The 22427-nt window shown below is 44.9% G+C and carries 17 protein-coding genes and 2 pseudogenes; 8 read left to right on the top strand and 11 right to left on the bottom strand.

Features of this window, described 5'->3' with window-relative positions; genetic code table 11:
* Positions 1-110 precede the first annotated feature (110 nt).
* From NL643_RS12075 to NL643_RS12065, 3 genes are read right to left on the bottom strand one after another with little or no spacing between them, the layout of a single operon-like run.
* On the bottom strand, positions 111-3170 hold the full coding sequence (locus tag NL643_RS12075) for an efflux RND transporter permease subunit (RefSeq protein ID WP_074190632.1): 3060 nt from the start codon (positions 3168-3170) through the stop codon (positions 111-113).
* Positions 3170-4231: an efflux RND transporter periplasmic adaptor subunit gene (locus NL643_RS12070; RefSeq protein WP_006742271.1), complete on the bottom strand. Its 1062-nt coding sequence runs from the start codon at positions 4229-4231 to the stop codon at positions 3170-3172. Before NL643_RS12070 ends, NL643_RS12075 begins: the two co-directional genes overlap by 1 nt.
* Positions 4231-5304 carry an efflux RND transporter periplasmic adaptor subunit gene (locus tag NL643_RS12065; protein ID WP_253644474.1) on the bottom strand — a complete coding sequence of 358 codons (1074 nt, stop codon included), beginning with the start codon at positions 5302-5304 and terminating at the stop codon, positions 4231-4233. The genes NL643_RS12070 and NL643_RS12065 overlap by 1 nt, the downstream gene beginning before the upstream one ends.
* A gap of 161 nt (positions 5305-5465) precedes the next feature.
* On the opposite strand from NL643_RS12065, the gene vdeR reads away from it, so the two are divergent.
* Positions 5466-6194, top strand: a complete 729-nt coding sequence (gene vdeR, locus NL643_RS12060) for an efflux transporter transcriptional repressor VdeR (RefSeq protein ID WP_006742273.1) — start codon at positions 5466-5468, stop codon at positions 6192-6194.
* Between the two features lie 131 nt (positions 6195-6325).
* On the opposite strand, the gene gcvT is transcribed toward vdeR, so the two are convergent.
* Both gcvT and NL643_RS12050 read right to left on the bottom strand, forming a co-directional pair.
* On the bottom strand, positions 6326-7444 hold the full coding sequence (gcvT, locus tag NL643_RS12055; RefSeq protein ID WP_253644473.1) for a glycine cleavage system aminomethyltransferase GcvT: 1119 nt from the start codon (positions 7442-7444) through the stop codon (positions 6326-6328).
* Between the two features lie 260 nt (positions 7445-7704).
* Positions 7705-8328 (bottom strand): helix-turn-helix domain-containing protein, encoded by a 624-nt coding sequence (locus tag NL643_RS12050; RefSeq protein WP_005395176.1) that lies wholly within the window; start codon positions 8326-8328, stop codon positions 7705-7707.
* A gap of 377 nt (positions 8329-8705) precedes the next feature.
* Here NL643_RS12050 and NL643_RS12045 point away from each other — a divergent pair, with 377 nt between their 5' ends.
* The 3 genes from NL643_RS12045 (at position 8706) to gcvP (ending at position 13428) form a co-directional block, all read left to right on the top strand.
* Complete coding sequence (locus NL643_RS12045) at positions 8706-10001, top strand: serine hydroxymethyltransferase (RefSeq protein WP_005395177.1); 1296 nt, start codon at positions 8706-8708, stop codon at positions 9999-10001.
* A 53-nt stretch (positions 10002-10054) separates the two neighbouring features.
* The gene (gene gcvH / locus NL643_RS12040) at positions 10055-10435 is read left to right on the top strand and encodes a glycine cleavage system protein GcvH (protein ID WP_046876056.1); all 381 of its coding nucleotides are present in this window, start codon (positions 10055-10057) and stop codon (positions 10433-10435) included.
* A gap of 128 nt (positions 10436-10563) precedes the next feature.
* Positions 10564-13428, top strand: coding sequence for an aminomethyl-transferring glycine dehydrogenase (gene gcvP, locus NL643_RS12035; RefSeq protein WP_046876055.1), 2865 nt, complete (start codon positions 10564-10566; stop codon positions 13426-13428).
* A 243-nt stretch (positions 13429-13671) separates the two neighbouring features.
* Here the strand turns inward: gcvP and NL643_RS12030 are convergent, their stop codons facing one another.
* A complete protein-coding gene (locus NL643_RS12030; protein ID WP_109169928.1) occupies positions 13672-14073 on the bottom strand; it encodes a VOC family protein in 402 nt (133 codons plus the stop codon).
* Between the two features lie 241 nt (positions 14074-14314).
* On the opposite strand from NL643_RS12030, the gene NL643_RS12025 reads away from it, so the two are divergent.
* Both NL643_RS12025 and NL643_RS12020 read left to right on the top strand, forming a co-directional pair.
* Positions 14315-14776 carry a carboxymuconolactone decarboxylase family protein gene (locus NL643_RS12025; RefSeq protein WP_253644472.1) on the top strand — a complete coding sequence of 154 codons (462 nt, stop codon included), beginning with the start codon at positions 14315-14317 and terminating at the stop codon, positions 14774-14776.
* Between the two features lie 104 nt (positions 14777-14880).
* Positions 14881-15621, top strand: a pseudogene (locus NL643_RS12020) (helix-turn-helix domain-containing protein).
* A gap of 119 nt (positions 15622-15740) precedes the next feature.
* On the opposite strand, the gene NL643_RS12010 reads toward NL643_RS12020, so the two are convergent.
* The 5 genes and pseudogenes from NL643_RS12010 to NL643_RS11990 form a co-directional block, all read right to left on the bottom strand.
* Entirely contained in the window at positions 15741-16235 is a 495-nt protein-coding gene (locus NL643_RS12010; protein ID WP_145472896.1) for a YcxB family protein, read from the bottom strand.
* Between the two features lie 240 nt (positions 16236-16475).
* Positions 16476-16736, bottom strand: coding sequence for a DUF5062 family protein (locus tag NL643_RS12005; RefSeq protein WP_005376453.1), 261 nt, complete (start codon positions 16734-16736; stop codon positions 16476-16478).
* Between the two features lie 194 nt (positions 16737-16930).
* Positions 16931-17791, bottom strand: coding sequence for an immunity 49 family protein (locus tag NL643_RS12000; RefSeq protein ID WP_253644469.1), 861 nt, complete (start codon positions 17789-17791; stop codon positions 16931-16933).
* A gap of 283 nt (positions 17792-18074) precedes the next feature.
* Positions 18075-18182 (bottom strand): annotated as a pseudogene (locus NL643_RS11995) (threonine aldolase); the annotation flags it as partial.
* A complete protein-coding gene (locus NL643_RS11990; protein WP_253644468.1) occupies positions 18183-19043 on the bottom strand; it encodes an immunity 49 family protein in 861 nt (286 codons plus the stop codon).
* 356 nt (positions 19044-19399) lie between these two features.
* Here NL643_RS11990 and NL643_RS11985 point away from each other — a divergent pair, with 356 nt between their 5' ends.
* Complete coding sequence (locus NL643_RS11985; RefSeq protein ID WP_253644467.1) at positions 19400-20014, top strand: PolC-type DNA polymerase III; 615 nt, start codon at positions 19400-19402, stop codon at positions 20012-20014.
* Positions 20015-20187: 173 nt separating this feature from the next.
* Positions 20188-21948, top strand: coding sequence for an ABC transporter ATP-binding protein/permease (locus NL643_RS11980; RefSeq protein WP_253644466.1), 1761 nt, complete (start codon positions 20188-20190; stop codon positions 21946-21948).
* Positions 21949-22427 lie beyond the last annotated feature (479 nt).

The raw sequence follows: 22427 nt of genomic DNA, 5'->3' as shown, positions 1-22427 counted from the left end.
AATCATTAGAATCAAGTAAATGAATGGATTGGTGTACATTGGTAAGATCAAAAAAGCCCTGAAGAAGACCTTCAGGGCTAGGCAGGAAGCTGGCAAATAGCCAGGAGTCCCTATGCAGTGGTCGGTTTTACCCTAAACAGAATCGCAAACATTACTGGCACTACAATCAGTGTCAGTACTGTAGCAAAACCAAGACCTGCCATAATCGTTATTGCCATCGATCCAAAGAAGGCATCGAAGACGAGTGGAATCATCCCCAAGATGGTCGTCAGAGCAGCCATACTTACCGGACGAACACGACTGATCGCACTATCGACAATCGCGAGGTAAGGCTCTTTCCCTGATTCCAACTCAAGGTTAATTTGATCAAGCAACACAATACCGTTTTTCAAAATCATGCCACTTAGGCTCAGCAAACCAAGGAATGCTGTAAAGCTGAACGGCATATTAGTGGTAAGTAAACCAAAGGCAACACCAATGATCGCCAACGGCACGGTGAACCAAATGACCAACGGCTTTTTAATTGAGTTAAACAGCAAAATAGTAATGATGAACATCAACAAGTAACCCATCGGCAACGAACCAAACAGACCTTCTTGCGCATCTTTCGATGATTCATACTCACCACCCCATGTGATTTCGTAACCTTCTGGAATATGCAGTGCCATCACTTTAGGCTGCACACGTGCAAACAAGCTTGCCGCCGTGTCGTCGCTCAACACATCGTGGTCAGCGAGCACAGTTAACGTGCGCTTGCGGTCACGACGCTGAATTAGCGGCTCGCTCCAATCCAATTTAACGCCATCAATCACTTGGTCGACCGGAATATACGTTTGCAGTGATGGGCTCCAAATGGTCACGTTTTGTAGTGATTCAAAGTCCACGCGTTCTTCTTCAGGAAGGCGCGTCATAATTGGCAAAGTGTGTGTACCATCGCGTAAGTAACCCAACGTGCTACCACCAAACGCCATTTGTAGTGTGCTTGAAAGATCTTCTTTCGAAATGCCTAAGCGGCGAGCTTTAGACTCATTGAAAACAGGCACCAGCTCCTTAGTACGCTCTCGCCAATCGTGACGAATGTTTCGGGCACCAGGGTCGGTATGAAGGATGTCTTCAACTTGCACCGCTAAATCACGTAAAACTTGCGGATCGGGACCAGTAATACGTGCTTCGATCTTAGACGCTGGTGAAGGGCCAAATTCCATCAATTTAAATTGAAATGTCGGTGCATCAAACGTCTTCGCAAGGTTAGCGTCTAACTTGTGCAACAAACCGAACATGCTCTCACGATCAGTGGCGCGAACTTGGAACTGGGCGTACGCTTCGTAGCTTTTCTCTGGCTGGTAAGTCAGAGCGAAACGCTGCAAACCCTGCCCAATTGAAGCAGAAACAAAGTCAATATCATCTTGCTGACGAATGTAGCTTTCTACCTCTTCAGCTTTTTTGATCGTTTCGCGGATGTCCGTACCTTCTGGCATCCACATATCAACGTAAAACATCGGCGTGTTCGATGGTGGGAAGAACTGCTGTTTTACATTACCAAATGCCACGACAGCACCCACTAATAGCGCGACCATGCCAGCAACCGTGAGCCAACGGAATCGCAGTGCGAATTTCAGCGATGCGCCAAATACAACAAACAGCCAACCTTTATAGGGATCTTCTTCGTTGGTATCTTGGCCCTTGTCCTCTTCTTTCAACAATAGATCTGCGAGGAATGGCGTCAGCGTAATAGCGGTAATCCAGCTCAAAAATAGTGAGAAACACAGCACCCAGAATAGAGAGCCCATGAACTCACCCGTTGCATCTTGCGACAAACCGATAGGTGCAAAAGCCGTAATCGCAATGATGGTTGCGCCAAGCAAAGGCCACTGTGTTTGCTTTACAATATCGACGGCCGCTTGAACTTTAGTGCGCCCTTTTTTTAGGCCAACCAAGATGCCTTCCACGACCACAATCGCGTTATCAACCAGCATACCCAGAGCAATAATTAACGCGCCAAGAGAAATACGGTGCAGCTCGATATTGTTGTAGTTCATCAAGATGAAGGTACCGAACACCGTCAATAACAGCACGACGCCAATGATGACACCACTGCGTAATCCCATCGTAAACAGCAGAACGATGATAACGATCGCCACAGCCTCTGCTAGGCTAATCACAAACGCTTTAACGGACTCATCCACTTCATTGGCTTGGTTGTAAAAGTAGTTCATATCGATGCCAGCAGGCTTGATAGACTCAAGGCTCGCAAGCTCCGCATCCAAACGTTCGCCAACCTCAACCACGTTCACACCTGACGCAAACGAGATACCGATATTAATTGCTTTTTGACCGTTAAAGAGTACGACGTTGCTTGGCTTCTCTTGGATACCACGAGAAATCGTTGCTACATCTTTTAGACGAATTAGGTTCCCAGTGTCACGACCATGAATGATCAAGTTTTCTAGCGCTTCTACGGTGTTTAAGGTACCACTTGGACGAATGACAAGGCTTTCGCCATTGACCATCACTTCCCCTGCTGAAACCACATTATTTTGTTGGTTCAACAAGCTCGCAACCACGTTCATGTCTAAGTTCAATGCCGCAAGGCGATCAAGTGAGATCTCAACGAATAGCATTTCTTGCTGATCGCCCGTGATATCCACCTTTCCTACGCCATCAACCAGCTCGATTTCACGAGTCAGGTAATCAGCATAGCGTTTTAGCTCGACATAATCGTAATCGTCACCAGTGAGCATCAGCATCACGCCATAAACGTCACCGAAATCATCAATGATCTGCAAAGATTGTACGCCCTGAGGCAAAGTTGGTCGCAAGTCATTAATTTTACGGCGCATTTCATCCCAAATTTGCGGCAGTTCATCAGGACCATAGTCCATTTCCATACTGACCGTGATTTGAGACATACCATCAGAAGACGTAGAGGTAATTTTGTCTATATAAGGAAGCTTTCGAATCTCTTTTTCTAAAGGATACGTCAGCTCTTCTTCAACCTCTTTCGACGTCGCGCCAGGGTATGTTGAAATGATCATGGCATCTTTAATCGTAAATGCCGGGTCTTCTAGTCGCCCAAGCTCCAAAAACGACGTTAGACCACCAACAGCAAGGATAATAATAAACAACCAGCTGATGACTTTATTTTTTATTGAGTACTCAGCAATGTTCATTATTGTTTATTCTCCACAACATCCACATGTTTACCTTCACGTAATTTACGTAGGTTTGAATTAATCAGAACGTCGCCTTGCTTAACTCCTGACGACACAATGGCTCCGTTGCCATTCACTTGGGAAATCATCACAGGCACCCGGGTGACAACGTCACCCTCTTTTTTCCATACAAAGAACTCATTCTCTTCGCTGCCCGCTTGAAGCGCCGTCACTGGAATACTGTAACCATCGATGGAGGTAATCCCCGCTTTCACCATATCAACCAGAACACTGACACTGGTTCCCGGCAATATCTCTGGTTTTGGCTGCGGCATCGTCAAATACATTTCGTAAGTTTGAGTTTCGGAGTTAGGCTCACTTGTGTGCTCTAAATAGTCCAAAGCAAATGTGTCATTAATGCCGGAGAAGGTTGCTCTGGGCTTGTAACTCATGTTGTCTGAATTTGGGTCCACCATAGCGAGAACATTGTCGGAAAGCTCAATACGCACGTACACCAAATCGTTTTGGTATAGGTTCAAAACCGGCTCCCCAACTGCCACACGTTCAAAACGCTCTTTGAAAACGTCAGACACTTTACCGGCAAACGGGGCGAATAAACGGGTGTAGTTCAATTGATTGGTGGCGTTATAGAAATTAGCCTCTGCCAACTCTTTATTAGCCGTTAGCTCATCAAGCTCGGCCTTTGAGATCATCTGACGTGCGTGTAGGTCTTCGCCGCGTTTGAGCTGACGAATCGCCAGTGTATATTGCGCTTCTGCGTCATTTACGGCTTGCTTTTCTTTACTGTCATCCAGCTTTGCGATCATTTGGCCTTGCTTAACAACGTCGCCTGCTTTCACCAACACGTGTTGAATTTCTCCCGCGCGGCGGAATGCCATAGGCGTTTGCTCTGCTGGTACAACTATTCCTTTAAAAGCTCGATATTGGCTTTGTACCGGCGCATCCACAGAGATAGTCGACACAAAAAGCGGCTGCTCGACGACAGCTTGGTTTTCATTTTTGCAACCCGTTAAAACTGCAAGCGCAATTGCAGAGATCGTAAGTAGAGATCGTTTCATTAAATGCCTCCCTCACGAACCCAAGCTTTCACGACTTGTCCTTCGACCAGTCGTTCAACGCCAGCAACAACAACGTAATCATTGTTATCAAGCCCTGCTTTCACACCTCCAGAGGCATCAAGAGACACAGTGACTTTATTAACTTGCTGTGTGTTTCTGTCCATTACCCACACTTCGCCTTGCGTCTCTTTTTTGTTTACCCAAGCAGATTGAGGCAACGTCATCGCGTCCGATAGATGTTGTTTAGCTACGTGCACCTGCCCTGTCATACCTGTTAGCAAATTGCGATCTTCTGGTCGAGTGATGGTTACGATCGCCTCATAACTGTTGGTATCGATATTTGGCTGAGTCGAAATTTCTTTAAATTTTCCAGGGATACGTTTTCCTGGCTCGCTATCCATCGTCACCCACATATCGGAGTTTTGCAGTGACTCAAGTGATACGGATTCCGCATAACTGACTGGCAGTGTGAACGACACATCTAAGGTCGTGTTATCGATAAGATTCAGGATCTCTTGCTTCTCTGCGACCACTTGAAACGGGTTAACGTAGGTGTATGACACGATGCCATCAAAAGGTGCTTGAATCTTGGTATAACTCAAATCTGTTTTGGCTTGTTCGTAGTTTGCCAATGCCGCTTTATATTGAGTTTCTTTCTGGTCGTACTCATCTGTACTAATCAGCTTTTTTCCATAAAGGTTTTTCGCGCGCTCCCATTGCGTTTTTGCTAACGCGAATTGTGCTTGAGAGGCGTCTAACGCAAGCTGAAGATCTTTAGGGTCTAACGTTGCAAGCACTTCACCTTTTTTTACCTCTTGGCCCATGCGAACAAGTAATTCATCGACCTCACCACCCACCTGAAAAGAAAGCTGTGCGCGATGTGTCGCATCAATACGCGCTAAAAAGGCATGCGAGTCTTCAACTTCTAGATCTTTCACCGCCAGTAATTTTACAGGTTTGATTAAAGGTTCAGACGGCTCGGAAATGGCTTTGTTACACCCAGTTAGCATGCCAGAGAGACTTAATGTCACCACAGCACCAACTAAAGTGCGCTTTAAATATTGTTTTCGCACCCGCTTTCTCCGTAGGTTTTATATATTACACAGTCGTGCAGTATATGCAGAATTTGAAATTGATCAACATATTTTCCAGGTGGAAAGCAAATTAATTAGTCAAAGCGTCCGGTTTCTGGTAAAAGTAAGCGCGTTGATCAATATTCGGGAAAATTCGAACTATGAATGAAAGAAAGCAGGGGCGTAGAAGTGCTGAAGCCGCAGAACAAACTAAGTGTCTGATCCTTAAGGTGGCAGCAGATATGTTTTGTGAACTTGGTTACGAGCGTGTCTCACTGCGCAATATCAGTGAAAAGGCTGGTGTTTCACATAGTTTGATCCGTCACCACTTCGGCAGCAAAGAGAAGATTTGGCAAGCGGTTAGCGACGCGATGGATGAATTCATGCAGTGCTATATGGCTGAATTAATCAATGAGATGCCAGAGAACACACCTTCGAATAGAAAAATTTATCTGTTCATGGTTCGCATGCTGGCATTTGCGCTCGTTAATCCTCACCCAGTACAGATGATCGCTGATGCTATTCGCCAAGGCGATGATGGTGCCCTGCTGCAGTATTTCTTAAAGTCAAAAGATGAGTTTGCTGCGATATTTACCGGAATTTTTGAGCAGTACAACAGTGAAAACCCTAACGCCCAATTTGATCAGTGGGAATCAAAGTGGCAGATGTTGATTTTTGCACATGGTGCAATCAGTCTTACTCCGATGATGCAAGAGACATGGCCTGACATCGCTGATAATCGCGAAAAAATGCTGATCAAACATTGGGAGCTGTTCAATACGATCATGGCGTCTCAGTTTGGGATTGCAAAAGAAGACATGATTCATCCGGAAAAACTTGAAGATATCGTTATCGACATGTGTTGTACAATCGACAAAGCGGTCGGATAAGGCTGCAGAAACTACGATAACTTCCAAGCGTATATAAAACCGATATACATAAAAATGCCGAGCTAGAAAGCTCGGCATTTTTGCTTGTTTCTTGCTTCGCGAATACGCGAAGAATGACAATAAAGAGTAACCTAACCGCGGTAGTAACGTTGCGGTACAAACGGCATTTTCTCAACCGTCATTGATAGCATTTTTCCGCGTACTTCAGCGAACAATTCGGTACCAATCGCAGCAAGATCAGCACGCACATAACCCATTGAGACAGGCTTACCTGCATTTGGACCCGCAGTGCCGCTGGTGACAACGCCAATTTTAACGCCATCAGCATCAAACAATTCCGCGCCTTCACGTACTGGTGCTTTAGTTTGGCCAACTAAACCGACACGCTTGCGCGCCACATCTTTGGTCTCGATCTGCTTAAGAATAATATCCGCACCTGGGAAACCACCTTCACGTTCACCGCCGATACGACGAACCTTTTGGATGCCCCATAACAAGCTTGCTTCTACAGGCGTAGTTGTTGTGTCTAGGTCGTGACCGTATAGGCAAAGACCACACTCAAGACGAAGTGAATCACGAGCACCAAGGCCAATCCATTCAACTTCCTCTTCCGCGGTCAGTTTACGTGCGAGTTCTTCTGCCTTGTCAGCAGGAACCGAGATCTCGTAACCATCTTCGCCAGTGTAGCCACTACGAGAAACAATGCATTCGGCGCCTAAAATATCGACTTTACGAATATCCATGAACAGCATGTCAGAAACTTCTGAGGCAAAACGCGCCAATACAGCTGCCGCTTTAGGACCTTGGATCGCAAGCAGAGCACGGTCTTCGATAATTTCTAACTCAACACCAGATGGCAAATGCGATTGTAGGTGTGCAATGTCTTGTTCTTTGCATGCCGCGTTCACAACCACAAAAAGATGATCGCCTAGATTAGCTACCATCAAGTCGTCCATGATGCCGCCCTCTTCATTAGTGAAGAACGCATAACGCTGTTTACCAGACTCAAGATCCACAATATCCACTGGCACTAATGTTTCTAGGAACGCAGCTGCACCGTCACCGAGTAGGCGAAGTTGTCCCATATGAGAAACATCAAACAGACCTGCCGCATCACGAGTGTGTAAGTGTTCCTTTTTTACGCCTAGAGGATACTGAACAGGCATATCGTAACCCGCGAACGGGACCATTTTGGCACCAACTTCAACGTGAAGTGCGTGTAGTGGTGTTTTCAGTAGTTCTTGAGTCATTTTCGTCTCCATTTAGATAGACCCGAGAATGCTATCGGCATTCGATGTGTTTCCAATAATAAACATGGCTCGTTCTATTTTGCACGAACAAGACGTAGATCGACTTGCAAAAGTGTGACTCTTAACATTTTAATCACAACAAATCGTACAAAAAAAGCGCTTTAATGAGTGTATTCTCATCAAAAAAGCGCCTTTTCATCATAACGACCACCAACAGCAATCGTTTGCTTTCACTATAGGAAATTTACAACTATTTATCACTATTTGGCTGTCACCCACAAAATGTGCGCATCTTCCTCGCTAACACTGGTCAACATATGTCCCATGTTCGCATCGTAATAGACGCTGTCGCCCTCGCTTAGAACGACAGGTTCGTAGAACTCAGAATAGAACATGACCTCACCAGATAAGATAAGCAGAAATTCTTCACCATCATGACGAACCCAGTCTTTATATTCATCAAAACTGCGAGCACGAATTTGGCTCTTAAACGGCATCATTTTCTTATTGGAAAGTTGAGTAGCGAGCAGCTCATGTTCATAAGTTTGCGTTGGGTGTGGTTTACCTTCATTCTTCTTGGTAACATCTCTACGCCCTGTTGCAACTTTTTTTCTAGGCGGTTCAAAGAGTTGCGGCATATCAATTTGTAAGCCAAGCGCCAATTTTTGCATTGCTTGAAATGTCGGAGAGATCTGCTCATTTTCTATTTTACTTAGTGTAGAACGAGCAAGCCCTGTTCGCTGACTGGCTTCTTCTAGTGTAATACCAAGTTTTGAGCGGATATCCTTGATACGCTGACCCAGCTTTAACGGCTCGATATTTTGATCATTTTGCTCTTTCGCTAACGTCATCGATGGGTATTCATCGTAAATACTTTCTGCCATAAATCCCTCTATAGATATCCTTATTTTTGTCCTACTCGCATTGTGCATGAAGCACATAGTGGAGAAAAGTCCACCAAGTGAATTAAACCGTGCTCTTGTTAACAATTTTTGAAATCTTGTTTCCTATAGGAAATTTTTGGTTGATTGTTCCCGCCGCAGGCGCTATGTTACCAACTTGTTAGATGTAGAGATGCATATTTCCGTAAGAGATTGGTAAAGGAAACACGCAATCCGACGGAGTTTTTGCCCACATTTAGGGCCGGATGTTCACTCTGTTCTGCTATGCAGTTCAGCTGTTTTGAGGACAAATGAACCACAACCGCAAATCATAATTCATCTATTGCGGGTTCATTTTAAGATTTGGAAGGTCAACTACCATGAATAAGAGTTACCCTAACCACAGCTTGGAAAACTTTTTCTCTACCAACCTCTCTGCGACAGATGATGCTGTCTTTGCTGGAATTCAGGCGGAATCCGCTCGCCAAAATGAACAAATCGAACTTATCGCTTCTGAGAACATTGTTTCTAAAGCGGTAATGCAAGCTCAAGGCACATGCCTAACAAACAAATACGCTGAAGGTTATCCAGGTCGTCGTTACTACGGTGGTTGTGAGCACGTAGATACAGTGGAAGCCATTGCTATCGAACGCGCGAAAAAACTTTTTAATTGCGAATACGCAAACGTTCAACCTCACTCAGGCGCTCAAGCAAATGGTGCGGTGAAACTGGCTCTTCTTCAACCAGGTGACACCATTCTTGGCATGTCTTTGGACGCTGGTGGCCACCTAACACACGGTGCACGCCCAGCACTTTCTGGTAAATGGTTTAACGCAGTTCAATACGGCGTTGATCGCGAAACACTAGAAATCAACTACGACGACGTTCGTGCACTTGCAGTAGAGCACAAACCAAAGATGATCATCGCGGGTGGCAGTGCTATTCCACGCGTTATCGATTTTGCTAAGTTCCGTGAAATCGCTGACGAAGTTGGCGCAATTCTTATGGTCGATATGGCGCACATTGCTGGCCTTATCGCAACAGGTGCACACCCTAGCCCATTGCCACATGCGCATGTTGTGACAACCACAACACACAAAACATTGCGTGGCCCTCGCGGCGGTATGATTCTTACTAACCACGAAGACATCATTAAGAAAATCAACTCCGCCGTATTCCCTGGCCTACAAGGCGGCCCACTGATGCACGTTATCGCAGCAAAAGCGGTTGCATTTGGAGAAGCGCTTGGCCCTGAATTTAAAACTTATATTGATTCGGTGATCAATAACGCAAAAGTCCTAGCGGAAGTATTGCAAACTCGCGGTTGCGACATCGTAACTGGTGGCACAGACACGCACCTAATGCTGGTTGACCTTCGCCCTAAAGGCTTGAAAGGCAACAAAGCAGAAGAAGCTCTAGAACGTGCTGGGATCACATGTAACAAAAATGGCATCCCATTCGATACAGAGAAGCCTATGATTACATCGGGCATCCGTTTAGGAACGCCTGCGGGTACAAGCCGCGGCTTTGGCGCTGAAGAATTCAAACTCATCGGTAATTGGATAGGTGACGTGCTGGATGGTTTGGTGAACAACCCAGAAGGTGACGCAGACGTTGAAAAACGCGTTCGCAAAGAAGTAAAAGAACTTTGCAGTCGCTTCCCTCTTTACCAATAAACGATTTTTTAAAAATCACAATAATTCCTGACAAGTTATTTGGAGATTAAGCAATGGACAAAACACTGAAGTTTACAGATAGCCACGAGTGGGTACGTGACAACGGTGACGGCACAGTAACACTTGGTATTTCTGAGCATGCGCAAGAAATGTTGGGTGACGTAGTATTCGTTGACCTACCAGACGTAGAAGACGAAGTAGAAGCAGGTGAAAGCTTCTCTTTGGTTGAGTCTGTAAAAGCAGCGTCAGATATCTACTCTCCTGTTACCGGTGAAATCGTAGAAATCAACGAAGAACTAGAAGACAGCCCAGAGCTAATCAACGAAGAACCGTACGAAGGTGGTTGGATTGTGAAAGTGAAGCTTTCAAACCCATCTGAGTTGGATGACTTAAAAGACGCGGAAGAATACCTAAACTCTATCGAAGAAGAGTAATTAGGATGTGACGAAAGCTGTTCCCTAGCCTGTTTAGAGAGCAGCTTTTTTTCTAGGTTCGGACGTATAATTAAATGTGTCACTAACGACCATTTCCGTTACCCGAGCCAAGGAGTAGGTAAAGGACAATGACTGAATTACTTCAAAGCCTCAGCACACAAAATGAGTTCGTTGGACGCCACAACGGACCAAGCAAATCAGACCAACAAAAAATGTTGGATGCCATCAACGCGGTAAGCCTTGACGCCCTCATCGAAGAAACCGTGCCTGCACAAATTCGCCTAGAACAACCAATGACGTTGGCAGAAGCGAAAAGCGAAGCAGACATGCTAGTGACGATGAAGCAGTTTGCTAAACAAAACCAAATTAAACGTACATTCATTGGCCAGGGCTACTACAACACGTTTACTCCAAACGTCATTCTACGTAACGTGCTAGAAAACCCTGGCTGGTATACCGCTTACACACCTTACCAACCTGAAATTTCTCAAGGTCGCTTGGAAGCCCTTTTAAACTTCCAACAAATGATCATCGACCTAACTGGTATGGAAATCGCGAACGCCTCATTGCTAGACGAAGCAACAGCGGCAGCAGAAGCAATGACTCTGTGTAAGCGCGCAGGTAAGAGCAAGAGCAACGTATTCTTTGTGGCTGACGATGTTCACCCACAAACGCTAGAAGTAGTAAAAACTCGTGCAAAATTCATCGGCTTTGAAGTTCTGGTTGGTTCGCTAGAATCCCTACCAGAGCAAGACGTGTTCGGCGCATTAGTTCAATACCCAAGCACAACAGGTGAAGTTCGTGACCTAACGGACATCATCGCAAAAGCGCAAGCAAACAAAACGCTTGTCACTGTTGCGACTGACCTGCTTGCTTCTACCCTATTGAAGCCTGCTGGTGAAATGGGCGCAGACGTAGCAATCGGTTCTGCACAACGTTTTGGCGTTCCTATGGGTTACGGCGGTCCACACGCGGCATTCATGGCAACGCGTGACAAACACAAGCGTACCATGCCAGGTCGTGTTATCGGTGTTTCTATCGATACCAACGGTAACCAAGCACTGCGCATGGCAATGCAAACTCGTGAGCAGCATATCCGCCGCGAAAAAGCGACATCGAACATCTGTACCGCTCAAGCATTGCTAGCGAACATGGCGTCTTTTTACGCGGTTTACCACGGCGCAGAAGGTCTACGCACTATTGCTCGCCGTACACACCATATGACTGCGATTATCGCCGCTGGCCTAACCAAAGGCGGCTTTGAACTTGCTCATAACAGCTTCTTCGATACCATCACCATCAACACAGGTTCAAAAACAGAAGAGCTTTACGCAAAAGCACTTTCAGCAGACATCAACCTACGTCTACTACCAGGCAAGCTAGGTATTAGCTGTGACGAAACAACCACGGTCGCTGATGTAGAAGCACTATTTGCAGTCTTTGGTGTAAAAGAAGACGTAGCAGCACTATCGACGGAAATCGCAGGCAACGAGTTTGCGGCAATTCCAGAAGCGCTACGCCGAACAACAGAATACCTGACTCACCCTGTATTCAATACGCACCATAGCGAAACGCAAATGATGCGTTACCTGAAACAGCTAGAGAACAAAGACTTCTCGCTAACGCACGGCATGATTCCACTAGGCAGCTGTACGATGAAGCTGAATGCCGCGGCAGAGATGATTCCAATCACTTGGCCTGAGTTTGGTTCTATCCACCCATTCGCGCCAGCAGAACAAGCGGCGGGCTATGCAGCACTAGCGAAAGATCTAAAAGAGAAGCTTTGTGAGATCACAGGCTACGACGCATTCTCACTTCAGCCAAACTCTGGTGCATCTGGTGAGTATGCAGGTCTTATCGCGATTCAACGCTACCACGAAAGCCGTGGCGAAGGTCACCGCAACGTATGTTTGATCCCAAGCTCTGCGCACGGTACTAACCCTGCGACAGCATCTATGGTGTCAATGAAAGTTGTCGTGGTTAAGTGTGATGAAGAAGGCAACATCGACATCGACGACCTAGCAGCGAAAATCGAGAAGCACAAAGACAACCTATCAAGCATTATGATCACTTACCCTTCTACGCACGGCGTTTACGAAGAGAAAGTGAAAGAAGTGTGTGAAATGGTTCATGCCGCTGGCGGTCAGGTTTACCTAGACGGCGCTAATATGAACGCACAGGTTGGTCTAACATCACCAGGCTTCATCGGTTCAGACGTTTCTCACCTAAACCTACACAAAACCTTCTGTATCCCACATGGTGGTGGCGGTCCGGGTATGGGTCCTATCGGTGTGAAATCTCACCTAGCGCCTTTCCTACCAGGCCATATTGAAGACGGCGTAGAAGGCGAAGATTTTGCAGTATCAGCAGCAGATATGGGTAGCGCTTCTATCCTACCTATCTCTTGGGCTTACATCGCAATGATGGGCGAAGCAGGCCTAACAGATGCAACAAAAGTAGCAATTCTGAACGCAAACTACGTGATGGAAACACTTCGCCAACACTACCCTGTTCTTTACCGTGGCAAAAATGGTCGTGTAGCGCACGAATGTATTATCGACATTCGTCCACTGAAAGAAGAAACAGGCATCAGCGAAGAAGACATTGCGAAGCGTCTAATGGACTACGGTTTCCACGCACCAACTATGTCGTTCCCTGTAGCGGGCACGCTAATGGTTGAGCCAACGGAATCGGAAGATCTAGAAGAGCTGGACCGCTTCTGTGATGCGATGATCGCTATCCGCGAAGAAATGGAAAAAGTGAAAAACGGTGAATGGCCACTAGAGAACAACCCTCTCGTTAATGCGCCACACACGCAAGTTGACCTTTCTGCTGAAGAGTGGGACCGTCCTTACTCTCGCGAGCTTGGCTGCTTCCCTTCTAAAGCGACCAAATCTTGGAAGTACTGGCCAACAGTAAACCGCGTAGATAACGTATACGGCGACCGTAACCTAATCTGCTCGTGCCCAAGCATCGATAACTACGAAGATTAATTTTTGGCAGCATCTAAATAGACAAAGGCGAACCGTTTGGTTCGCCTTTTTGTTTTTGGTGTGCCGCCCTAACATTTGTTGATACATCAAGAAGGAATGATGGCTAGTTATTGTTTGCACAAAAGTGATTTAGAAATATTGTGACTTCTGAGAACCTTTGAATTAGCACTAATATCTCAGAACCTTAAAAGCTTGTTGGAAACTCCTCATGAACACTATGTTATGCAGGTAATGTGTAGTTTCTCAGTTCAGTTGCAGTAAGTCCCATTTATTACCATAGAGATCTTGGAACACCACCACTGTCCCGTATTCTTCCACACGAGGCTCTTCATTAAATACAACACCATTTTTCTTCATCAACTCATAGTCACGCCAGAAATCATTAGTTTGCAGGAACAAGAAAACACGACCACCTGTTTGATTTCCTACTGCGTGCGTTTGCTCCGGTGTACTCGCTTGAGCCAAAAGAAGGTTTGTACCATTGGAGTTTGGAGGAGAAACTTGAACCCAGCGTTTACCACCACCTAGGCTGGTATCTTCAACCAGGGTGAATTGAAGTTTTTGAGTATAAAATTCGATAGCATCGTCGTAATTTTCAACGACTAGAGCAATGTTTCCGATTTGCTGCTGAACAGTTTTGGCCATGATGATTTCCGCTGTGTCAAAACGCTAATTGTACGCTATTTTGAGACTTTTCTAGAAAGCACGTAACGCCTTGCAAAAGTGTAAGGCACACAATACGAATGTTTACGCATAGCATCAAATAGACATCCTTTTTCGCTTTCTTCGTTCACTCCTTTATCTAACTTTATTGAGTGCATGTCGAAAATCTTCAATCTTTTGCTAAGAGCGTTTTTTATTATGTGAAAAACAGAGGAGAATGACCATGAAAAAACGACTCAACTATATTGAAGTAGCGCCAAAGGCAATAGAAATCCTATACGCTCAGGAAGCTTACTTCCATGAACAATTTAGCCAATCAGAAACCATGAACATGATCATATGGGAACTGGTTAAGTTACGCATATCGCAAATCAATCAATGTGCATTTTGTATCGACATGCATAGTAAAGATGCGCTTAAGTTAGGTGAAAAGCCGGAACGCATATGGGGGCTTAGTGCATGGAAAGATATGCCATTCTACAGCGATGCAGAACACGTTGCACTAGGCTGGGCTGAATTACTAACTGCTGGCCGACCAGTAGATGATGATACCTATCAGCTGACCTTGAATACCTTCGGAGAAGAAGCTATGGTCAGCCTAACAATTGCGATCAACGCGATCAACAGTTGGAACCGAATAGTTAAGGCATTTAAGCCAAAGGCTGGAGTCTATAAACCTAGATAATTCTATCTGACAGTTTTTACATATAAGTCGCTGCTTATTCCTCAGCTTAATATGATGAAAAGTACATGTATATCACTTTCTCATTTAAGTTGAGGTTAAATAGGATGATTCATTTGAACCTAGAATTTGATATTTTAAAACCTCAAAGGGCTTTAGCTGGCTATGTTCAAGCCATTTGGTCAGCATCCGTCAAACCTGATACGACGCAAACCGTATGTAAACAATTACTCAGTGATGCTGGTACAGGTGTGGTATTCATTTTACAAAATGAAGTACAAATGGATGGTGAACGGCAGGCGCCGGGGGTTGTCCTACTACCTGTGAGCATTCTTGCACATCAGGTCTTCCTACCGCCAGGCGCGGTGATGACTGGCGTACGCTTTCATCCTGCAGTTGGTTATCAACTATTTGGTAAACGCCTAGATCAGCTATTGCGGATTCAAGACGACCACCCTTTGGCTTCTTCTGCGCTAGCAACATTTGAGTCTCTGAAAACAGCGCGTTCGCCGTCTGCAAGGATTTCTACTTTGTATCGCTGGGTTCAAGCACTGATTGAGGAATATGAACCACAGTACGTCCGCCACATCATTGACCAGCCTACAGGGACGCTCAGTCAGCGCCAGAGAGAGCGCAATTTTCAGAAATGGTTGGGGATTACTCCTAAACATTACCAACGCATTAAATGAGTGAAGCACACTTTAGAGCAACTCCGAGCGCAACCCGATCTTACTTTATCGGAGTTGGCGCTGGAGCAAGGTTTTTCCGATCAATCACACATGACTAGAGAGTGTAAGCAGATTGCGCGCATGACACCGAAGCAGTATGTCCGAAAGAGAAATCTCTAAACCCTATTAGCTTTCTACATCAAACCCAGTTGATTCAGAATCAACCAAGCACTTGTTATGAAGTTCGATCATATATCACCTACTTTTCAGATCGCTCATTCCAGCTTGATGTGAATTTGTTAGCTCGCTTTTGATGCCGCTTGCTGTTCTACCATAAACGCGATCACTTCTTCGTTTAAGCAGGATTTGCTGATGTATTGGCGCTGTTTACCAAGGTGAAGGATAAAGCCCAAATCAGTTTGTTCCAGTTGGTCGATTTCATTCCATGCGAGGCTGCGGTCAACTTTACCGCTTTTGTAGCGCACGCCATCTGCATTCACTTCAAACACTACTTTGCTGCCACGGCTTGAACTGATGGTTTGACGCCATAGCCACCAAGTTCTTTTGAAGTAAACGCTACATGCTTCAATCACACTCAATACGATAAAGAACCAACCGACATAACCGTTTGGTAGCAGTTCAAACTCTAATAAAACCACACCAAAGATAAGAAACAGTATCCCTTTTAGGTACGCTTGTGGGAACTTAGTTGGCTGGCTAGTTTGATCATAACACTCAGCAAAGAAAGGTTTGTCGAGTATGTATTCTGTAGTGAATTCGAAATCTTTAGACATGTTTGGTTACTTCAAGGCTTCTGTAAATGAGTAATCTTGGTTGCACTCTCGCAACGCCTGCATTGTAGCGCTTCTCGGGATTTATCTTTAGTCCTTTTGATTCTGTTTTGTAAATCAATGATACCGCCACGCAAAAAGACCTCGGTGCACTCGCCAAGATCAAACAAGGCGAACCACTTGGCTCGCCTTGTTAATTAATGGCCTGTGTTAAGTAATAACCTATGTGACTTCTTGAGTTTTCTACTTTAGAGGGTCGTTGTCTGGCAATGCACTGTGTATCCATACTGCCAGTCGGTGTTTGATGCTTGCGCCGTCTAGCTTACTTTCCGGTAGTGGCGTTATCTGTTTTGCATCGACCAAGAATAGGTAAATCGCTTTTACTCTCAGAGGTTGTGGTGACTGTGGAAGGTCAAAACCTTGTAGTTTCGCCATCTTCCCACCAATCTCTAGTGCCTTCTTGACCAGTTTGTCTTCATTGTGAAGCTTGGAGCTTTTTGACATTGATAAATCCTCTTCTTCGCTTCGGCTAAGAATACATGAAGTGTCACGTATGGCGTGTTAGTAAGCTCGCATATTGATAAGTTTATGCCTTACGACCGAGTGGTCGATTAAAAAACAACCTTTTCGCGGCATGTTTTCTGTGTATGCTTCCGTGCAGAACATCCGAATGGGCTTGGGCGCAGACTCCGAATGATTTATTTAGGACAAAGATCATGTTCACCGTAAACGAGCCACTTCGGCAAATATGCGGCTTCTGGAATTGTCCAGCCATACTTATCGTATGCCAATGCAGCAAGACCAGTCAGTTTCAGAGAAACATTCCCTTTTGGCGAATAACGAACATCTTCATTCATATAGAACTGGTAATGCGCCTCTAACGCATCTCTCAGTGCTTTTTGATAATGTTCCTCATCACCATCGATAATGGCAACAAACACATTCACAAATGGAATAAACAAAGAATGTACATAGGGCACTCTGGTTGATTCTAAGTATTGCGGAGAAGATTTCTCCATCACAGTTTGCAATAACTCAGGTAACGCTGATGAATTGCTAAATACACCGTTAACGAACTCGACTAGCGCAACATCGAATGGATCTTTTAAACGCACTAACGACTCATCCATGATGGTCATCAGCTCTACGCAGCGCCAATCTCTCGCGGCCATCGTTAAACAGATTTCATCCAACCATGCATCCATTGTTCCTCCTGCAACAGAACGGTTACCTACTTCCGAAAAATGTCGGTGCCCAACGGAGAATTCAACAACTTGGTCTGAATGATTGGCCAGTAAGTAGACGTTATTCAGTAACTCAAGCGCTCTTTTTATATAAGCTGGCGAGGCCTGATGTTGTCCGTATTTTGAAGCAGTGAAGAATGAGTGGAGCGAATGCCAAGCATCGCCTTTCATTCTTTTCAGAGGTTGTTGATAAAAGGACTGCTTTTCATCAAGCATTTCTTCCCAAAAGCTGTAGAAACGTTCGTCTTCTTCACGAAAAATACGCAATTTTCTTTCTTCAGGTATATCTAAATAGTGATTTTTTATTGGTTCCATCGTTCCCTAGCCTCGCATTATAAGTTGTTCTTATTTTTTGCCGTGATGATAATCATCCTCAAAATCAAGCAGTGAATGATGCCGAAGTTGTTTTATGAAATCAATTTATAATCAGTATCTTATATCGAAAAGTAATACTTAATTGAAATGAATCGAAAAGCCGCCTGTTTCCAGTTAGTTGTTTTGTAACAAGGTTTCGGCATAAGGCTACGATGATTAACTGATGTAGCCGATCAGATCGTAACTTCCTGATTTAGTTCCATCGAATTACGCAACAAAGCCCAATGATCTTGTAGATTTGTTTTGTTCGCTCAAACAGAGCCCGCAGCTGAGCCAACCTTTCATCGAACGGCATTGCTGCAGACACTACATAAGGTGTTCTATTAATGATTTATTTAGAACAAAGATCCTGTTCACCGTAAACGAGCCATTTCGGTAAATATGCGGCTTCTGGAATTGTCCAGCCATACTTATCGTATGCCAATGCAGCAAGACCAGTCAGTTTCAAAGAAACATTTCCTTTTGGCGAATAGCGAACATCTTCATTCATGTAGAACTGGTAATGCGCCTCTAACGCATCTCTCAGTGCTTCTTGATAATGTGACTCATCGCCATCGATAATGGCAACAAACACATTCACAAATGGAATAAACAAAGAGTGTACATATGGTACCCTGGTTGATTCTAAATATTGCGGGGAGGATTTCTCCATCACAGTTTGCAATAACTCAGGTAACGCTGATGAATTGCTAAATACACCGCTAACGAACTCGACTAGAGCAACATTAAACGGCGTCTTTATAGACAATAATGACTCATCCATGATGGTCATCAGCTCTACGCAGCGCCAATCTCTCGCGGCCATCGCTAAGCAGATTTCATCCAGCCAAGCATCCATTGTTCCTCCTGCAATAGAACGGTTACCCACTTCCGAAAAGTGTCGGTGCCCAACGGAGAACTCAACAACTTGGTCTGAATGATTGGCCAGCAAGTACACGTTATTCAGTAACTCAAGCGCCCTTTTTATATAAGCTGGCGAGGCCTGATGTTGTCCGAATTCGGAAGCAGTGAAGAATGCATCAAGCGAATACCAAGCGTCGCTACTCATTCTTTTGAGAGGTTGCTGATAAAAAAATTGTTTTTCATCAAGCATTCTTTCCCAGAAGCTGTAGAAATCTTCATCTTCTTCACGAAAAATACGCAATTTTCTTTCTTCAGGTATATCTAAATAGTGATTTTTCATTGGTTCCATCGTTCCCTAGCCTCGCATTATAAGTTGTTCTAATTTTTTGCCGTGATGATATTCATCCTCAAAATCAAGCCGTGAATGATGCCGAAGTTAATTTATAAAATCAATTTATAATCAGTATGTTGTATCGAAAGTTAATGCTTAACTGAAATGAATCGAAAAGCCGAAAAACATTTGAAATATAAGGCTACCGCACAAGCCGCGATGGGTAAGCCAGAACGTACCTGACCATAAACAGTGGACGACGAACACTGACTTTGTGGAGTAAAGATAGACAGATATTCACCATTGCGTTCGCCTTTCTTTTTCTGTCGCTTTCGATAATACTCTTGCGCAATATTACTCGGCTGGAAAATTTTATGCCTCAAGCAAACTCTGTGGTCGTACTCGACTTTGAAACCACAGGTCTCTCTCCTACTTTAGGTGATCGCGTAATAGAAATTGGTGCAGTAAAGTTAGTCGATGGCGAGGTTGTCGATAGTTTTCAGCAACTCATGAATCCAGGCTTCAGAGTGAGTTCTTTCATTGAGAACTACACCGGCATTACTAACAATATGTTGCGATCGGCACCAAGCTGCGAAGAGGTAATGGCGTCATTTAGTGAGTTCATTGCAGGCGAGAATCTTATCGCTCACAACGCGTCCTTCGATAAACGATTTTTAGATGCGGAGCTTGAACGAATCAACTGTAGTTATTCGGGTGAGTTTGCTTGCTCCTTACTGGTGGCAAGACGGCTCATTCAAGAAGCCCCATCACATAAGCTAGGTGAACTTGTTCGCTATAAAAATATCGACAACGACGGTGTTTTCCACCGTGCACTAGCCGATGCGCAAATGACAGCCAAGCTTTGGCTCTTAATGGTCGAAGGGATAGAAAACTCAGGCGTCGAAAAACCAAGTTTTAAGTTGATGCAAACGGTCAGTAAAACAGCCAAAGGAAAAGTCGACCTGCTACTCGCCAAAAGCCGTGCGTAACACCCTCCGAACTAAAAGCTGATTCTAGTCTCTTCGACGTTTAAGTGATTTTCGATATACATGCGATATTGGTTATCCCAGTGAATTTCCTAATTCGAAAGCGGCAGTTCGCTGGTCTCACCAACCAAACTGGCTTACTATGCCTGGTACCTAAAACGCTTTGTGAGTCACTCATGAGCAGAAAAAATAACAAAAATCTCAGCATTCTTCTTAAACTCAACACCTTTATTGCACCCTATAAATGGCGGGTTGCGGCGGCCTTGGTTGCCCTTGTCGCGACAGCAAGTTTGACGTTATCCGTTGGCTATGGAGTACGTATTCTTATCGACCAAGGCTTTGCTCAGCAATCACTGCAAGAGCTTACCAATGCGATTCAGTTTATTGTCGGTGTCACACTTTGTATTGCCATTGGGACTTTCTTTCGCTTTTACCTTGTCTCTGCCGTAGGTGAGCGCGTTAGTGCGGATATTCGCCTTGCGGTGTTTAACCATGTGATTACGCTGCATCCGAGCTATTTTGAGACCAACAGTAGCGGCGATATTATGTCGCGCCTGACTACCGATACCACGTTGCTGCAAAGCATTATTGGTTCATCGTTCTCGATGGCGATGCGTAGCGCTTTGATGTGCTTTGGGGCCATCATAATGTTGTTTGCCACCAACGTTAAGCTCACGCTGATTGTGCTTGCTTCTGTGCCTTTGGTTTTGGTTCCGATTTTGTTTTATGGACGACGCGTGCGTGCGCTCTCTCGCCAAAGTCAAGACTCAATGGCCGATGTCGGCAGCTACGCAGGTGAAGCGATAGAACATATTAAAACCGTGCAAAGTTTTAGCTCAGAGCCGTACGAACGAGCGGCTTTCGCTGTCGAGGTGGAAAAAGCGTATGAAGTGGGCAGACAGAGAGTAAAACAACGCGCAATCCTGATATCAGGCGTTATTGTGATTGTGTTCAGCGCAATTGCAGGCATGCTTTGGGTTGGCGGCAGCGATGTGATTCACGGAAAGATGTCTGCGGGAGACCTAGCAGCGTTTGTGTTTTACGCCATTATGGTTGCCTCATCGACTGCAACCATTTCCGAAGTCATGGGTGAACTGCAAAGAGCCGCAGGTGCTACCGAGCGACTGATTGAGATTCTTCAAGTAGACAGCGATATTAAAGCGCCAAGCAACTATTTGCCTGTCCGTCCGGACATACCTGCTGAGGTTAACTTTAATTCGGTGAGTTTCAACTACCCTTCTCGCCCAAATCAACCAGCTATCAAAGAATTAAATCTAACCGCAGAACAAGGCAAAGTATTGGCGTTGGTTGGCCCTTCTGGTGCAGGTAAAACAACACTATTCGAATTGCTGCAACGCTTTTATGACCCACAACAGGGGCAAGTGTTGTTTGGTGGCGAAGATATTCGACAGTTCGACCCAAAAGAGCTTCGACGTCAAATGGCACTCGTACCACAACAACCAGCGCTGTTTAGCCATGATGTGTTTCACAATATTCGCTACGGTAATCCTGAAGCAACGGATGAACAAGTCGTCGAGGCTGCGAAAAAAGCCCATGCCCATGAGTTTATTGAGAAGCTTCCCGAAGGCTATCACAGCTTTTTAGGCGAGCGCGGCGTTAGGCTATCGGGCGGACAAAAACAGCGCATTGCGATTGCTCGCGCGATTCTAAAAGATCCAAAAATCTTACTGCTAGACGAAGCTACCAGCGCTCTTGATAGTGAAAGTGAACATCACGTTCAGCAAGCACTTGAAGCACTGATGAAAGGACGCACAACGCTGATCATTGCTCATCGTCTTTCGACTATCCAACATGCGGATAAAATTGCGGTGCTCGACAATGGCGAGTTAGTCGATGTTGGTAACCACCAATCATTAATGCAAAGCTGTGAGTTGTATCAGCGACTTGTGGCATTGCAATTTAAGCACTTAGAGTAATGCCTAGTTAAGCCCTCAGAATAAGCAAAAACGGACCAAGAGATTTAATGCCAATAGCTTAACGATGTTTTTGTGTCATTCCAGCGAGCCTTGGCGAGACTAGGAATCTAATAGCAACGTGCTGAGTGGTTAAAGAGACAATTTTGACCATAAAGAGCTAGGATAGAAGATCCTATATCACGCACCTTCGTCGCTGTACAAGGTGACGAAATACAAAAAGATGCCACTCGCAGTTAAACGAGCGGCATTAAACCAAGTGGTTCTCCTTTTAATACAGGAACTCCGGTAAGAATCCAGTAACCAGCGTACTCTCCCTTCAACTAGAAACACTCATCCCCAAGTACCATATAAAATCCAATCAACTTCATTTGTAACAAGTCAGCTTTCAAAAATAGGAAATCACCATTGTAAAAGTTCACCGCATTTTGTCTTGCTGCCTATGGTTACAATGTTTTTGAAATCCATGCCTTTAAACCAAG

Origin of the sequence: Vibrio sp. Y42_MX_L11, assembly GCF_024181785.1 — a bacterium.
Taxonomy (GTDB): domain Bacteria; phylum Pseudomonadota; class Gammaproteobacteria; order Enterobacterales; family Vibrionaceae; genus Vibrio; species Vibrio diabolicus.
This window is presented reverse-complemented; position numbering and strand designations above follow the sequence as displayed.